Consider the following 15,551-nt stretch of genomic DNA (forward strand, 5'->3'; position numbering starts at 1 on the left):
CTTCGGAAAATGTCATGCGCTATCTCAAACTGCTGCAAATCACGGCCTGTGCCGGACCAGTAGGGCGGACCTAGCCACACTCCTCCAGCCGTGGCAAGCAAGCGCCGCATCGCCTGGGGCCGGTTTGACCGTAAATTATGTCCGCTTCCGGGCAACATCTCGTGATACGGCATCCCCGGCACCCGCGCCGATATAGCGCCGGAACACTTCCGGGCCAGCCCCGGTGAAGAATTCGTCCGCCATGCCGGTTGCCGCGACAACGCCATTGTCCAGAAACACCACGTGCTCGCCGATTCGGCGGACATCCTCCGGCTGGTGGGTGACGAACAGCACCGTCATGCCTCGTTCGACATGCACCGCGGCGACCAGATCCAGCATGTCGTCGCGCAGCGCCGGTCCGAGCGAGGCGAAGGGTTCGTCGAGCAGGAGTACTGGCCGGTCGCGCACCAGGACGCGGGCCAGGGCGACGCGCTGGCGCTCACCGCCGGAGAGTTCGCGCGGCAGGCGCTTTTCCTTGCCGGCAAGGCCGGTGCGTTCGAGCGCCTCGGCGATCGTGGCGCGGTCCCTGTCGGTCAGCAGCAAGGATGGCGAGCGGCCGAGCCCGACATTCTGCTCCACTGAGAGATGCGCAAAGAGATTGTTTTCCTGGAACACCATCGAAACAGGCCGCGCTGACGGTGGCTCAGCGCTGACATCGGCCCCGCCGATCAGCACGCGGCCCGACTGCGGCGTCTCGAAGCCCGCCACAAGGTTGAGCAGCGTCGACTTGCCAGAACCGCTCGGCCCCATGATGGCGGTGATTTTCGCCGCGGCGAAATCGACATCGAAAACGAGCGGCGCCTCTCCATAGCTGAACGACACCTGGTCCAGCCGCACCGGGGCGCCCTTTTCAGTCCTGCTGGCCACCCCGTCAGGCATCCCGGTCCTTCTCCGTTCCCAGCCAGTGCGCCGCCATGATCAACGCGAGGCAGACGAGGCCGAGCAGCAGCGCCAGGCCGGCAGCGTCCTGCGTGCGGTAGCTGCCCATGCGCGCCAACAGAAGGTAAGGCAAGGTTTGCACGGAATCACTGCCGAACAGCGCGATGACGCCGAGATCGCCGAGCGACAGCGCCATGGCGAAAGCAAAGGCGGTGGCGAGCGGCCGCCGCAGCGACGGCCAGTCGACCAGCATCAACCGGTTCCAGCCGGTGATTCCGAGCTGAGCACAGAGCCTTTCGTGACGCTCGCTCGCCGCATCATAGGCGGGACGGACAGCGCGCAGCGCGAACGGCATTGCCATCACCGCGTTGACGGTGACGACCATGACCGGGGCGATGGCAAAGACATCGCCGACATGGCGCAGCAACAGGAACCAGCCGGCGCCGACGACGATCGGCGGCACGACGAGGACAAAACCGGCGCCGGTATCGGCGGCATGTTCGAGCATCGTCTTTGCGCCGGAGCGGCGGTTCAGCGCCAGCGCCCGGCGCGCCATGGTCAGCGCCAGCGACAGCGTCACGGAAAGCAGGGCCGACAGGAAGGCGAGCACCGCACTGGTCAGCGTCGCCTGCCGCACGACGGCCTCGCCGGCCAGGCGGCCGAGATCGGCGCCAAGCCCGGCCATCACCGTGGCCGCCATCGGTCCGACGACAAACAGCAGCGCCAACACGATGAGCACGACGTTCAGCAAGGTTTCGGTCCCATTGACGGAGAGGTAGCGGCGCGGCGCCACCGGCAGGTTGGTGTCGCCGACCACATTGGCGCCAAGCCGCGTCAGCGCCAGCACGACGACAAACGTCAAGGCGATCTGCAGCAAGGTCAGCGTGACGGCCCGCGCGGGATCGAAATCGAAGCGCAGCGCCTGGTAGATGCCGACCTCCAGCGTCGTCGCGGCCGGCCCGCCGCCGAGCGTCAGCACGATCGTGAAGGATGTGATGCAGAGCATGAACACAAGCCCGGCGACACCCGGCAACGCCGCACGCAGCGTTGGCCATTCGATCAACCGGAACGCCGGCCGCGCGCCCATGCCGAGCTGGCTGGCCAACCGCCACTGATCGGCGGGAATGGTCTGCAATGCCTCGAGGAACAGCCGCACGCTGAGCGGCAGGTTGAAGAAGACATGCGCGACGAGGATGCCCGACAGGCCATAGATGCCCGGCCAACTCCCACCGCCGATTACCGCGAACACGCCGGCGAAATAGCCGGCGCGGCCATAGAGAGCGAGAATGCCGAGTGCCGCGACGATGGCCGGCAGCGCCAATGGTACGGCGAACAGCTGCAGGATGAAGGCGCGGCCAGGGAAGCGCGGATGCCGCGACAGCGCGCGCGCCACCAACAGCGCCGGCCCGACCGAAAGCAGCGTCGAGAGCGCCGCTTGCAAGAGCGTGAAGCGAACGACGCGCAGCAGATAAGGATCGAAGGCTGCCCAAGCGCCAGAGAAGTCGTGAGCGCCTTCGAAAAGCAGCCCGGCAAACGCGCCGCCGATCAGCAGCGCGAGGGCGGCGAGCGCGATGATGCCGGCGGTGATGCGGGGGTCAGCTGGATGGCGCGTGGGCATGTCGCGCTACCCAACGCTGTCATGGGTGTCAATTGATTGAAATGCTTGGCTAAGGTCTAGTTCCCGCCCACCCCCCTCTGTCCTACCGGACATCTCCCCCGCAAGGGGGGAGATTGCTCGTTTCGCCACCCAGGCCAAATTCCAAAATGGCAGGAATGAGCGAGGCGACAGAGCTGCCGATCTCCCTCCTTGCGGGGGAGATGGCCGGCAGGCCAGAGGGGGGTGACTTGGCACAAACATATGGCGAAGCTTGAATCCTACTTGCTCATCGCCGCCAGCCATTCATCGACCCAGGCCTTGCGGTTGGCGGCGACCTCCTCGGGGCTGAACAGCAAGGTCTTGGTCGGCTTGACCAATTTGTCGAAGGCCGGGTTGAGCGGCTTGTCGGTCTTACCGGCCGGGAACATCCAGTTGGTCTCGGGGATGGCATCCTGGAATTTCGGCCCGGTCATGAAGGCCAGGAACTTTTCCGCCAGCGGGTTTTTCGCCCCTGTCGTGGTGATGCCGGCAACCTCGATCTGCAGATATTCGCCCTCTTCGAACGACGCTGCCTGGTAGCGCTCGGTGTTCTCGGCGACCATGTGATAGGCCGGCGACGTCGTGTAGGACAGCACCATCGGCGCCTCGCCCTTGGTGAACAGGCCATAGGCCTCGCTCCAGCCCGGCGTCACGGTCAGCACTTTCGACTTGAGCTTGGCCCAGGCTTCCGGCGCCTTGTCGCCATAGACCGACTTGACCCACAACAGCAGGCCGAGACCCGGGGTCGAGGTGCGCGGATCCTGGATGACGATCTTGTCGTCGGCGCTGCCTTCGACCAGGTCCTTCAGGCTCTTCGGCGGGCTCTTCAGCTTTTCAGTGTCGTAGACGACGGCGAAATAGCCATAGTCGAAAGGAACGAAAGTATCGTCGCTCCAGCCGCCCGGCACATTGACGCCGGACACCGCGCCATGCGGCGCAAACAGCCCCGTGGCCTTGGCATCGGCGGTGAGATTGGTGTCGAGGCCAAGCACGATGTCGGCCTTGGTCGATGGCCCTTCCAGCCTGACGCGGTTGAGCAGCGCGACGCCATCGGCGACAGAGACGAACTCGACATCGCAGCCGCACTCGGCTTCGAATTCCTTCTTCACCACGGGACCTGGACCCCAGTCGGCGGTGAAACTCTCATAGGTGTAGACGGTGAGCTTGTCCTTGGCCAAGGCAGGTCCGGACAGGACCATGACCATCGCTGTGGCAAGGGAGTAGAAAAGCGTGCGCATCGGCGCCTCCTTCGTTCGAATTGAAAGGAATTGAGGCGCCGGACTGTCCGAAACGTCTAATCCCTCCGCCGGTACAAACCGGATCAGGTTCAGCGGGTTGGCGAGATTGCCTCTCAGCCGGTCCGCGAAGATCGCGTCCGGCACCCCGTTAGAGCGTTTCGAGACATAGGCCGGGCCGATCCCTCACGCAAGTGGCAGTTTGCCGGCCTTCCGTTTCCCGTGCCGGGCTGGTAAGGGCCACACGATATGAGCACATTCACCATCCTGCTTGGCGGCGATCTCATCCGCACGCCACGGCTCGACCACCAGGTCGAAGGCTCCCGCGTCATCGCCGCCGACGCCGGCATCGGCCATGCGCCGCTGCTGGGCCTTGTCCCGGAACTGTGGGTGGGTGATTTCGATTCCGTGCCGGCCAACCTGCCGGACGACCTCGCCGCCGTGCCCCGTCGGACCTTTCCGGCGGAGAAGGACCAGACGGATGGCGAACTGGCGGTCGCCGCCGCACTGGAGCGCGGCGCGACCAGCCTGATGCTCGCCGGCGCTTTCGGCGGCAAGCGCGCCGACCACGCCTTCCTGCATCTGGCGCTTGCCCTGCGGCTGGCCGAAGCCGGAACAGAGATAGTTTTGACCAGTGGCGCGCAGGAAGGCGTTCCACTGCTGCACGGGAAAGCCGGCTTCGACTATGCCGACGGCACGTTGTTTTCGGTGCTTGGCTTTTCCGATCTTTCCGGCCTGACCGTCACCGGCGCCAAATGGCCGCTCGACCGCGTCAGGGTCGCGTTCGGCTCCTCATTGACCATCTCCAACGAGGTCAAGGGCCGCCTCGAAATCACACTCGGCCAGGGCCGCGCGCTGTTGCTCGCCCACCCTTATCCACTACCTGAAAGCTGATATGGCCCCGCCCCTTCTCAATCTCGACGGGATAAAACTGACCTTCGGTGGCACGCCGCTGCTCGATGGCGCCGCCTTGACCGCCTCGGCCGGCGACAAGATCGCGCTGGTCGGCCGCAACGGGTCTGGCAAGTCGACGCTGCTGAAGATCGCCGCCGGCCTGATCGAGCCACAGGACGGCGAGGTATTCCGGCAGCCTTCGGCGACAATCCGCTATTTGCCGCAGATGCCCGACATGGAGGGTTTTGCGACGGTGCGCGCCTATGTCGAGGCCGGGCTCGGACCTGCCGACGATCCATACCGCGCCAGCTATCTCATGGAGCATCTCGGCCTGTCGGGCGAGGAGCGGCCGAACGATCTTTCCGGCGGTGAGGCCAGGCGCGCGGCACTCGCCCGCGTCATGGCGCCGGAGCCCGATATTCTGCTGCTTGATGAGCCGACCAACCATCTCGATCTCTCGGTGATCGAATGGCTGGAAGAAGAGCTCGTCCGCACCTCCTCGGCGCTCGTCGTCATCTCCCACGACCGCCGTTTCCTCGAGCGCGTATCGCGCGCCACCGTCTGGCTCGACCGCGGCCAGACCCGCAGGCTGGACAAGGGCTTTGGCCATTTCGAGGAATGGCGCGACCTCGTGCTGGAGGAGGAAGAGCGCGAACAGCACAAGCTCGGCCGCCAGATCGTGCGCGAGGAGCACTGGCTGCGCTACGGCGTGACGGCACGGCGCAAGCGCAACATGCGCCGCCTTGGCGAATTGCAGACCATGCGCCAGCGTTTTCGTGGCCATCGCGGCGCCGAAGGCTCGGCAACCATGGTGGCGAGCGACGCCGCCGAATCCGGCAAGCTGGTGATCGAGGCGAAAAACATCGAGAAGAGCTTCGGCGACCTCACCGTGGTTAAGGCATTCTCGACCCGCATCCAGCGCGGCGATCGCGTCGGCCTCGTCGGGCCGAACGGCGCCGGCAAGACGACGCTGCTGAAGATGCTGACCGGTGAGTTGAAGCCCGACGCCGGGTCGGTGCGGCTCGGCACCAATCTGGAGATCGCCACGCTCGACCAGAAGCGCGAAGCGGTCGATCCGCAAGAGACGCTGGCGCAATATCTCACCGACGGACGCGGCGAGAACCTCGTCATCAATGGCGAGCAGCGCCATGTCGTCTCCTACATGAAGGATTTCCTGTTCAAGGCCGAGCAGGCACGCACGCCTGTCCGCGAGCTCTCCGGCGGCGAACGGGCGCGGCTCTTGCTGGCGCGCGTGCTGGCGCGGCCGGCAAACCTTCTGGTGCTTGATGAGCCGACCAACGATCTCGACATGGAAACGCTGGAACTGCTGCAGGAACTGGTTGCCGGCTTTGCCGGCACCGTCATCCTGGTCAGCCACGACCGCGATTTCCTCGACCGCACCGTGACCAGCATCATTGCGCCGGACGGCGGCGGGCGCTGGATCGAATATGCCGGCGGCTATTCGGACATGCTGGCGCAGCGCGGCGGCACCAGGCTAGACGACCGCAAGGCGCGGACGAAAACCGAAGCCGGCGAAGCCCCGGTCGCGACCAAGAATGAAGCCGCCGCGCCAAAGGGGCCGGCGAAGAAACTGTCGTTCAAGCAGAAATTCGCGCTGGAATCCCTTCCCAAGAAAATCGAGGCTGTGATGGCGTCGATCTCGAGGCTTGAGAACAACATTGCCGATCCGGCCTATTACGAGCGCGATCCGGCCTCGTTCCAGAAGACCATCGCCGCCCTCGACAAGGAGCGCGCGACGCTGGCCGCATTGGAGGAAGAGTGGCTGGAACTGGAGATGCTGCGCGAGGAGATGGAAGGGTGAGGAGCGTTCGGCCGCAGGCCGATCAATCGACAACGATTTGTCGATTGAAGTGACGAACGCCCGGAGCCAGAGCGAAGGGCCGGATTGCCCCAAGGCGGAAATGCGCATACATTATGCGCATACTGTGGAGGCTACTATGCGCAAGATTGCCTTGAATGCGATCCGTCAGCCAGCAAATCTGTCGATCGATTCGAACCTCATGAGGGAAGCCAAGGGCCTTGACGTGAATGTCTCGCGCGCCGCGGAGGCTGGCATCGCGGAAGCGGTGGCGGCCGAAAAAACACGGCTGTGGAAACTTGAGAATCGCGCCACCATGGATGCGTGGAACGACTATGTCGAAAAACACGGCATCCCGCTGGAAGACTCGCGGCAGTTCTGATGGCACGTTTCGATGTCTTCGCGGGGCGCATCGAAGGCAGCTATTTGCTCGACGTTCAATCCGACTTGCTCGACAATTTCAAAACACGGGTGGTGGTTCCGCTTCTACCGGTCGCAACGGCGCCGCCGCCGATGCGAAAGCTCCATCCCACCTTCGAAATCAACGGGCGAAAACTGGTCATGGCCACCCATCTGATCGCAACCGTGGCTGCCAGCGAATTGGGTGATAGTCGACTGAACCTGGCGAAGCAGCACGACGTCATCGTCGCCGCGCTCGACATGCTGTTCCAGGGCTTTTGAGACAGCAGGCGCCACGCCCGACGCCCTGCTCAGCCCGCCGTCTTCGCCTGCCAGGCCTTGATCGCCTCGTCGAACACCTTCTCGCCGGGAATGCCCTTTTCCATGGTCAGCAGCGCCCGCCGTCCGGTCTTGTAGACGACCGGCACGTCGATCCAGTCCTGCCCGCGAAGCAAGGTCATGTTGGCGTCCTCATCGGCCTTGGTGTCGTTGAGCGCAACGAGGAAGAAACCGTCGGCGATCTTGGCCGGAATGCCGATCAGCGGGCTGCCGGCATCCTGTTCCGAACTCTTCATCGCGACGCGCAGGATGTTGTCGACACCGCCGCCTTCGAAGCCGTCGGGCGTCAGGAAGATCATCTCGATGATATGGCTGGCCGGCAGTGTCTGGTCGGTGTTGCGACGGATGGTCATGCGCAACTGGATGTCCTTGCCGGGAATGGTTGCCTCAGCACGGATCGCCGGTTCCGGCGGCAGGTCGCCACCGGGCGATTCCTGCACCAGCGACCAGACGATGCTGCCGGGCTCCGCCGAACCTTGGGCGGTGCTGGTGCGCTCCTCATAGAAGATTGCCTTCTGGCCCACCGGCAACGCGGTTTCGGCAGGCGCGGCCGCCGCGGCTGCAGGTGCCGGCGCGGCGCCTGCCGGTGCTGCTGCCGGTGCTGGCGGCGTGGCGGCTGCAGCCGGCGCCGCAGGTGCGGCCTCCGCTGCAGGAGGCGTCGCCGGTGCCGGTGCCGTACCGGGTGGTGGCGTTGTGGCGGGTGCGGCCGCGGGCGGAGTGCCGGCAGCCGGTGCAGAAACCGCTGGCGCGTTCGTCGCCGATGGCGGCGTGGTCAGTGCGGCGACCGATTCACCTTCGCCGATGCCGCTCTGTCCGCCGGCCGGGCCGGGGTCGACTTCGCTGCCCTGCGGCGTCAGCCGCTGGGTGAATTTCGTGGCTTCGGTTTCGGAGCCGCCGGCCGCGGGCGCTGGCGGCGTTGCCGCGGCATCTGTTGCCGGCTTGGCCGGCGCCGGCTTCACCGGTTCCGTCTTCACGACCTTGGTGCTGCCGCCGAGCCCCAGCATCTTGCCGAAGGCGTCCTTGTTCAGCCAGATGCCATAGCCACCACCGGCAACGACCAGCAAGGCGACGACGACAGCGATCAAGCCGCCATAGCTGCGCCTGCGTTCGGCGGGCCTCAGGCGCTGGAAAGTGTCCGACACCGGCTCTTCGTTGGTTGAAAAGACATCGACCCCGTCGTCCTCGGCCTCCTCGCTGTCCATCCCCGGAAGGGGCGTTTCTGTGCGAGCAGAAGGCGCTGGCGTCGGCTTTTGCCAGCTTGGCTCGACCTTGGCGGCAGGTGGTGGCGCCGGTCGATAAGGTTCCGGCTTGGCCGCGGGCGGTGCCGGCCAGGTTGGTTCTTCCTTCGCCGGTTGCCGTGCATGGCTCGGCTGGTTCTTGTTGCGGTCGATCGAGGAAAAGATGTGTTCCAGCTCCGCAAGCGGATCAGTGTCCGGCGCGCTCTTGGCGTAGTCCCGCTCGACACTCGCCACAGCGTCTTCCAGAGAGCGCTTCTGCTTGGCTATGACCTCGGCAGACAGCGGCGGCGAAAATTCCGCAAGCCTCTTTTCGAGTGCGGTACGCGCACCGTCATAGATCCGCTTGCGCGTATCGAGTCCCGGCTCGCCGTGCTTGTCGAGCTGCCTTTTCAGAACAGAAACGAAATCTGCCATGCTTCGGTCGACCTGTATTTTGCTCCCGGGCCGGCCCCCGCAAATCGGCCGCGATGCCCGGAAAGGCTGAGAAACTAGTCTTGAAACGGATCGGTCACAAGTATCGTGTCATCCCGTTCCGGGCTGGTGGACAGGAGCGCGACCGGGGCGCCGATCAGCTCCTCGATGTAGCGGACATATTTGACGGCCTGGGCTGGCAGATCGTTCCAGCTGCGCGCGCCGGCGGTGGTGCCTTTCCAGCCCTCCAGCGTCTCGTAGACCGGTTCGACGCGTGCCTGTGCGCCCTGGCTGGCCGGCAGATAGTCGATCATCTCGCCGTCGAGACGGTAGCCGGTGCAGACCTTGATCTCGTCCAGCCCGTCGAGCACGTCGAGCTTGGTCAGCGCGATGCCCTTGATACCGTTGACGGCGACAGCCTGGCGCACCAGCACTGCGTCGAACCAGCCGCAGCGGCGCTTGCGGCCGGTGACGACGCCGAATTCATGGCCGCGCGTGCCGAGGAACTCGCCGATCTCGTTCTTCTGCTCGGTCGGGAACGGGCCTTCGCCGACGCGCGTCGTATAGGCCTTGGTGATGCCGAGCACATAGCCGATGGCGCCCGGGCCGACGCCCGAGCCGGCAGCCGCCTGGCCGGCGACCGTGTTCGACGAAGTGACGAACGGATAGGTGCCGTGGTCGATATCGAGCAACGTGCCTTGCGCGCCCTCGAACAGGATGCGTTCGCCAGCGCGGCGCTTGTCGTCCAGGATTTTCCAGACCCGGTCCATATAGGGCAGGATCTCGGCCGCGACCGAGGTCAGCTCATGCATGATCGCATCATGCGTGACTTCGGCATGGCCAAGCCCGCGACGCAGCGCATTGTGGTGCGTCAGCAGCCTGTCGACCTTCAAGGGCAGCGTTTCCAAATCCGCCAAATCCATCACCCTGACCGCGCGCCGGCCCACCTTGTCTTCATAGGCCGGGCCGATGCCACGGCGGGTCGTGCCAATCTTCGTTCCGGAATTGGAGGCGGCGTCCTCGCGGAATCCGTCCAGCTCCCGATGCAGCGACAGGATAAGCGCTGTGTTTTCGGCTATTTTCAGGCGATCCGGCGCCACTTCGACGCCTTGCGCCTTGAGCTTCGCCACTTCGGCGACGAAAGCATGCGGGTCGAAAACGACGCCATTGCCGATGATGGACAGCTTGCCCTGGCGGACAACACCGGACGGAAGCAACGACAATTTGTAGACCTTGCCGTCGACGACCAGCGTGTGGCCGGCATTGTGGCCACCTTGAAAGCGCACCACGACATCGGCGCGCTCCGACAACCAGTCGACGATCTTGCCCTTGCCCTCGTCGCCCCACTGCGAGCCGACGACCACCACATTGGCCATGTTTCTATTCCCTTGAGACGCCGCCGAGCGGCTTGAATATGGTTCGAAACGACAGGCCTCTATAACGTCAAGACCTCGTGAGCGCGACCTTTCTTTGCCGCCAAAATTGCGCTGAGGCACAACAATTTTCGGCTTTGACATCATTTACTTGGGCAGACGGGGGCAATAGGCCGGCAAACACCGCAGCACCTCTGGCGGCCGGAATCCCGCCATGCATCGAAGCGCCTACATATTCCTGCTGCTTACCACCTTGCTGTGGGGCGGCAACTCGGTGGCCGGCAAGCTGGCGGTCGATCACGTCTCGCCGATGACACTCGTCTTCCTGCGCTGGATGCTGGCCGTGGCGATCTTGCTGCCGATCGGCCTTCAGACGATACGCAAGGACTGGCCCGTGGTGCGTAAGCACTGGCTCGTGCTGGCGGCCCTTGGCGCAAGCGGCTTCACCTTGTTCAACACGATCTTCTACACGGCGCTCAACTACACGACGGCGATCAACGTCTCGATCGAACAGGCGGCGATGCCGATCCTGATCATCGTCGCCAATTTCGTCTTCTTCCGCTTGCGCGTGAACTGGGCGCAGATTGTCGGCGTCGTGCTGACCATCGCCGGCGTGGTCCTGACTGCCTGCCATGGCGACCCGCGCCGGCTGTTGACGCTGGAGCTCAACTTCGGCGACGCCATCATGCTGGTCGCGGTGTTTCTCTATAGCGGCTATTCGGTCGGGCTGCGGCTGAAGCCGGTGATGCACTGGCAGAGCCTGATGCTGGCCCTGTCGGTTGCCGCACTTGTCACCTCGCTGCCCTTCTTCCTGTGGGAGGTCGCCGCCGGCAAGGTTATCGTGCCCGACGCGCGCGGCTGGGCGGTCATCGTCTATACCGCGGTCGGCGCCTCGGCCATCTCGCAGATCTTCTACATCAGGGGCAACGAACTGATTGGCGCCAACCGCGCCGGCCTGTTCATCAACCTGGTACCGATCTTCGGCACGCTGCTTTCGGTGCTGATCGTCGGCGAGACGTTCCAGCTCTACCAGGCACTGGCTCTGGTGCTTGTGCTTGGCGGCATCGGGCTTGCCGAATACAGCGGGCGCAAGGCAGCGCTGCGGTCAGCCAGAACACACTGAACAGGCAAAAGGCGCGGACCAGGCCGCGCCTTTCGATCTTTCGCGGCAGGTCGCGGGCGTCACATCGCGTTGACGTCGAACTGCAACCGCTTGGCCGAGTCGATCGACTTGTGCGCCTTGACCTGCTCCAGCACGTTTTCCGGGAACGGCGCATCGAGATAGAGCAGCGCGATGGCATCGCCGCCCGGCCGGTTGCGGCCAAGCTGGAAGTTGGCGATGTTGACGCCGTTCTCGCCGCACACCGTGCCAAGCAGGCCGATGATGCCGGGCGCGTCGGCATTGGTCGTATAGAGCATGTGCTGGCCGACCTCGGCGTCGAGATTGATGCCCTTGATCTGGATGAAGCGCGGCTTGCCGTCGGAGAAGCAGGTGCCGGCGATCGAGCGTGTCTTGTGCTCGGTCTTGACCGTCAGCTTGATGTAGCCGTCGAACACGCCGGACTTGTCGCGCTTGACTTCGGCAACGATGATGCCACGCTCCTTCACCATGATCGGCGCCGACACCATGTTGACGTCGGAGACCTGCGGCCGGATCAGCCCGGCAAGGGTGGCGCTGATCAGCGCGCGTGTGTTCATCGTCGCGGTCGAGCCGTCGAACAGGATTTCGACTTCCGTGATCGGGTCCTCGGTGACCTGGCCGACAAAGGCGCCGAGCACTTCGGCGAGCTTGACGAAGGGCTTCAGCCGCGGCGCTTCCTCGGCGGTGATCGACGGCATGTTGATGGCGTTGGAGACGGCGCCCTTGATCAGGTAATCGGCCATCTGCTCGGCGACCTGCAGCGCGACATTCTCCTGCGCTTCCGCCGTCGAGGCGCCGAGATGCGGCGTTGCCACCACATTCTCCATGCCGAACAACGCGTTCTGCTCAGCCGGCTCGACCTCGAAAACATCGATACCGACACCAGCCACCTTGCCGCTCTTCAGCGCCGCGATCAGGTCGGCTTCGACGACCAGCCCGCCACGCGCGCAGTTGATGATGCGCACGCCGTTTTTCATCTTGGCGATCGCAGCGGCGTCGATGATGTTGCGCGTCTTGTCGGTCAGCGGCGTGTGCAGCGTGATGAAGTCGGCGCGGGCGAAAAGCTCATCCAGCTCGACCTTGTCGACGCCAAGCTCTTCGGCCCGCTTGTCCGACAGGAACGGGTCGAAGGCGATGACATGCATCTTGAGACCGACGCCGCGCGTGGCGACGATCGAGCCGATGTTGCCGCAGCCGATGATGCCCAGCGTCTTGCCGGTGATCTCGACGCCCATGAAGCGGTTCTTTTCCCATTTGCCGGCATGGGTCGAGGCGTTGGCTTCCGGGATCTGACGCGCCAGCGCGAAGATCATCGCCACCGCATGTTCGGCGGTGGTGATCGAATTGCCGAAGGGCGTGTTCATCACAATGATGCCCTTGCGGCTCGCCGCAGGGATATCGACATTGTCGACGCCGATGCCGGCGCGGCCGATGACCTTGAGATTGGTAGCGGCATTGATCAGCTTTTCGGTGACCTTGGTCGCCGAGCGGATGGCGAGGCCATCATACTGGCCGATCACTTCGGCGAGCTTTTCCTTGTCCTTGCCGAGGTCGGGCAGATAGTCGACCTCGACGCCGCGATCCTTGAAGATCTGCACGGCGGTGGGAGAAAGTTTGTCTGAGACGAGAACGCGAGGCATGGATTTGATCCTTTGCGATTGGCGTCCCTCCACCTTGAGGGGAGGGTCGGCGCGAAAGCGCCGGGATTGGGTCCTTGTGGCCGAATATGGCCTGATCTTCTGGATGTTGGATCGTTGAGCCGGGTGGAGGCGCCCCCACCCAGCCCTTCGGAGTCAGGCAGCGGCCTTTAGCGAAGCCTTTTGCGCGGCAAAGGCCCAGTCGAGCCAGGACAGCAGCGCTTCGAGATCGGCGGTCTCCACCGTCGCACCGCACCAGATGCGCAGGCCGGGCGGTGCGTCGCGATAGGCGCCGATGTCATAGGCGACACCTTCCTTGTCGAGCACCGAGACCAGCCCCTTGGCGAAAGCCGCCTGCCCGTCGGCGTCGAGCGCGGACACGTCCGGGTCGGTGAAGGACAGGCAGACCGAGGTGTTCGACCGCGTCGCAGATTCGACGGCGAGATGACCGAGCCATGAGGACTTGCCGACAAAGCGATCGACAACGGCGGCATTGGCATCGGCTCTGGCGATCAGTGCCTCGAGGCCGCCGATCGACTTCGCCCAGTGCAGCGCGTCGAGATAATCCTCGACGCACAGCATCGACGGCGTGTTGATGGTCTCGCCCTTGAAGATGCCTTCGATAAGCTTGCCGCCCGAGGTCAGGCGGAAGATCTTCGGCAGCGGCCAGGCCGGCTTGTAGGTCTCCAGCCGCTCGACGGCGCGAGGCGACAGGATCAGCATGCCATGCGCGCCCTCGCCGCCCAGCACTTTCTGCCAGGAGAAGGTGACGACATCCAGCTTGTGGAAGTCGAGCCTTTGCGCAAAGGCGGCCGAAGTCGCGTCGCAGATGGTCAGGCCCTTGCGATCCGCGGGAATGAAATCGCCGTTAGGCACCCGCACGCCCGACGTGGTGCCGTTCCATGTGAAGACCACATCGCGATCGAAGTCGATCTTCGCCAGGTCGGGCAATTGGCCGTAGCCGGCCTCGATCTTGCGCACGTCGGCAAGCCTGAGCTGCTTGACCACATCGGTGACCCAACCGGAGCCGAAGCTCTCCCAGGCGACCATGTCGACGCCGCGCTCGCCGAGCAGCGACCAGAGCGCCATCTCGACCGCGCCGGTGTCCGACGCCGGCACGATGCCGATGCGGTAGTCCGCCGGAACCTGAAGAATTTCCCGCGTCAGCTCGATCGCCTGTTCGAGCTTGGCCTTGCCGATCTTGGCGCGGTGAGAACGGCCGAGCGCGGCCGCTTTCAGCGCCTCGACCGACCAGCCGGGGCGTTTTGCGCAGGGACCTGAGGAGAAATTGGGATTTGCCGGACGGAGTCCGGGCTTCGTATGTGTCGTCATCGTGGTCTATCCTTCCAGATAGTGGCCCCTCGTTGGGGAGGGGTGGCCCACGGACGGCGATATGCGTTCAGGCTTCGGGCGTCAAGAGGAAAGTTTTTGTCGCCGTCAGGATACCGGCGATCCGTGATCAGGATGTCGCGACCTCAAACGAAAACGGCGGATCCGAAGATCCGCCGTCAGAGTTTTCATGCATCGCGAGCCTGCTACCAGAGATCGTAGCGCAGCCCGAGCTTGAGCTGATGGTTGCTGATCCCCTTGTGGACCGGGAAGGAGGTCAGGCTTTCGGCAGTCACATATTCGGCGTCGGGGGCGGAAAAATACTGATAGCCCAGATCGACGGAAACGTTCTTGGACACCTGATAGGCAAGGCCCGCATTCAACGTGTAAGCCAGCGAGTACTTCGTCTTGTCGTCCTGCTGGATCAACTGGCTGGTCGGGTCATTGTTGTCGATGAAGTTAGCCGAAAGCTTGCGCGTGCTGCGGACGACACCGATGCCGGCGCCGAGGTAGGGCGTGATCCCGACATAGGTACCAAGGTCGACATAGCCGTTGAGCATGCCCGAGAAGGCGTAGTTCTTCAGCGATGCCGATGCCACGGTCGACTCTACCGGCGGCGTCACGATCGCTGAATTGTCATAACCGACGCTGATCTTGTTGCCGGGCAGGTAGCCGAGATTGAGATCTGCACGCAGATAATCGTTGAAATGGTAGCCGAAGCCGATGCTGGCAAATATGGGATCTTCCTTGTCGTCGTAGCTCGCCGGCGTGAAGGTGAAATCCTCATTTTCGAAGCTCTTCTGCACCAGATAGGAGACATCGCCGCGCAGATACCAGCCCGAGCCGACCTCGACGGGCACATAGTCCGGCGCCTGGTCGACGTAGATCGGCGGATCATAGTCGGCGGCGAGCGTGGGCGTCAGCGGCATGAGGGCAAGTGCGCCGAGCGCCAGCGCTATACGCGAAATAACTGTCATGGACCCGACTCCCGAATTTGGCGCCGCCAGCAATTGCAACGGCAGCCATCGTTTCAGGAAGCATTGTTAACCATAGTGGTTAAGTGCCGGTTAAGGCTAACAGAGCGTTAGCAAATTCATTTCCGGCGGAAACTTTCATTGCAGGCGACCCACGAGTATCCGTGTTGGTCAAGGAAGGGATTGGGTCCAAATTCGACCGTCCCTG

The 15,551-nt window shown here is 63.9% G+C and carries 13 protein-coding genes and 1 riboswitch; of the genes, 5 read left to right on the forward strand and 8 right to left on the reverse strand.

The window, feature by feature from the left end; genetic code table 11:
• Nucleotides 1–135: 135 nt before the first annotated feature.
• From thiQ to thiB, 3 genes are all read right to left on the reverse strand, one after another.
• A complete protein-coding gene (gene thiQ, locus AC07FD_RS38455; protein WP_478354044.1) occupies nucleotides 136–918 on the reverse strand; it encodes a thiamine ABC transporter ATP-binding protein in 783 nt (260 codons plus the stop codon).
• The gene (gene thiP / locus AC07FD_RS38460; RefSeq protein WP_478354045.1) at nucleotides 911–2,536 is read right to left on the reverse strand and encodes a thiamine/thiamine pyrophosphate ABC transporter permease; all 1,626 of its coding nucleotides are present in this window, start codon (nucleotides 2,534–2,536) and stop codon (nucleotides 911–913) included. The genes thiQ and thiP overlap by 8 nt, the downstream gene beginning before the upstream one ends.
• A 257-nt stretch (nucleotides 2,537–2,793) precedes the next feature.
• The gene (gene thiB / locus AC07FD_RS38465; protein WP_478354046.1) at nucleotides 2,794–3,792 is read right to left on the reverse strand and encodes a thiamine ABC transporter substrate binding subunit; all 999 of its coding nucleotides are present in this window, start codon (nucleotides 3,790–3,792) and stop codon (nucleotides 2,794–2,796) included.
• Nucleotides 3,793–3,835: 43 nt separating this feature from the next.
• A riboswitch (TPP riboswitch) is annotated at nucleotides 3,836–3,950 on the reverse strand.
• An 88-nt stretch (nucleotides 3,951–4,038) separates the two neighbouring features.
• On the opposite strand from thiB, the gene AC07FD_RS38470 reads away from it, so the two are divergent.
• The 4 genes from AC07FD_RS38470 to AC07FD_RS38485 all read left to right on the forward strand — a co-directional run bounded on the left by AC07FD_RS38470 (nucleotide 4,039) and on the right by AC07FD_RS38485 (nucleotide 7,183).
• Entirely contained in the window at nucleotides 4,039–4,683 is a 645-nt protein-coding gene (locus AC07FD_RS38470; protein WP_478354047.1) for a thiamine diphosphokinase, read from the forward strand.
• 1 nt (nucleotide 4,684) lies between these two features.
• Nucleotides 4,685–6,505 (forward strand): ABC-F family ATP-binding cassette domain-containing protein, encoded by a 1,821-nt coding sequence (locus AC07FD_RS38475; RefSeq protein ID WP_478354048.1) that lies wholly within the window; start codon nucleotides 4,685–4,687, stop codon nucleotides 6,503–6,505.
• A gap of 136 nt (nucleotides 6,506–6,641) precedes the next feature.
• The gene (locus AC07FD_RS38480) at nucleotides 6,642–6,884 is read left to right on the forward strand and encodes a type II toxin-antitoxin system CcdA family antitoxin (RefSeq protein WP_258590357.1); all 243 of its coding nucleotides are present in this window, start codon (nucleotides 6,642–6,644) and stop codon (nucleotides 6,882–6,884) included.
• Nucleotides 6,884–7,183, forward strand: a complete 300-nt coding sequence (locus AC07FD_RS38485) for a CcdB family protein (RefSeq protein WP_477284916.1) — start codon at nucleotides 6,884–6,886, stop codon at nucleotides 7,181–7,183. Before AC07FD_RS38480 ends, AC07FD_RS38485 begins: the two co-directional genes overlap by 1 nt.
• A gap of 29 nt (nucleotides 7,184–7,212) precedes the next feature.
• On the opposite strand, the gene AC07FD_RS38490 is transcribed toward AC07FD_RS38485, so the two are convergent.
• Together AC07FD_RS38490 and AC07FD_RS38495 are read right to left on the reverse strand one after the other, a co-directional pair.
• A complete protein-coding gene (locus tag AC07FD_RS38490) occupies nucleotides 7,213–8,892 on the reverse strand; it encodes a hypothetical protein (protein ID WP_478354049.1) in 1,680 nt (559 codons plus the stop codon).
• A 74-nt stretch (nucleotides 8,893–8,966) separates the two neighbouring features.
• Nucleotides 8,967–10,265, reverse strand: coding sequence for an adenylosuccinate synthase (locus AC07FD_RS38495; RefSeq protein ID WP_095089490.1), 1,299 nt, complete (start codon nucleotides 10,263–10,265; stop codon nucleotides 8,967–8,969).
• 211 nt (nucleotides 10,266–10,476) lie between these two features.
• Between AC07FD_RS38495 and AC07FD_RS38500 the strand changes: the two genes are divergently transcribed.
• Nucleotides 10,477–11,385, forward strand: a complete 909-nt coding sequence (locus AC07FD_RS38500; RefSeq protein WP_478354050.1) for a DMT family transporter — start codon at nucleotides 10,477–10,479, stop codon at nucleotides 11,383–11,385.
• A 59-nt stretch (nucleotides 11,386–11,444) separates the two neighbouring features.
• Here the strand turns inward: AC07FD_RS38500 and serA are convergent, their stop codons facing one another.
• The 3 genes from serA to AC07FD_RS38515 form a co-directional block, all read right to left on the reverse strand.
• Entirely contained in the window at nucleotides 11,445–13,043 is a 1,599-nt protein-coding gene (gene serA / locus AC07FD_RS38505) for a phosphoglycerate dehydrogenase (RefSeq protein ID WP_457152502.1), read from the reverse strand.
• Between the two features lie 153 nt (nucleotides 13,044–13,196).
• Nucleotides 13,197–14,372 (reverse strand): phosphoserine transaminase, encoded by a 1,176-nt coding sequence (locus tag AC07FD_RS38510; RefSeq protein WP_478354051.1) that lies wholly within the window; start codon nucleotides 14,370–14,372, stop codon nucleotides 13,197–13,199.
• Between the two features lie 203 nt (nucleotides 14,373–14,575).
• Complete coding sequence (locus AC07FD_RS38515; protein ID WP_477284906.1) at nucleotides 14,576–15,346, reverse strand: outer membrane protein; 771 nt, start codon at nucleotides 15,344–15,346, stop codon at nucleotides 14,576–14,578.
• Between the last annotated feature and the right edge of the window lie 205 nt (nucleotides 15,347–15,551).

The sequence above is a fragment of the Mesorhizobium waitakense genome, from assembly GCF_056431085.1.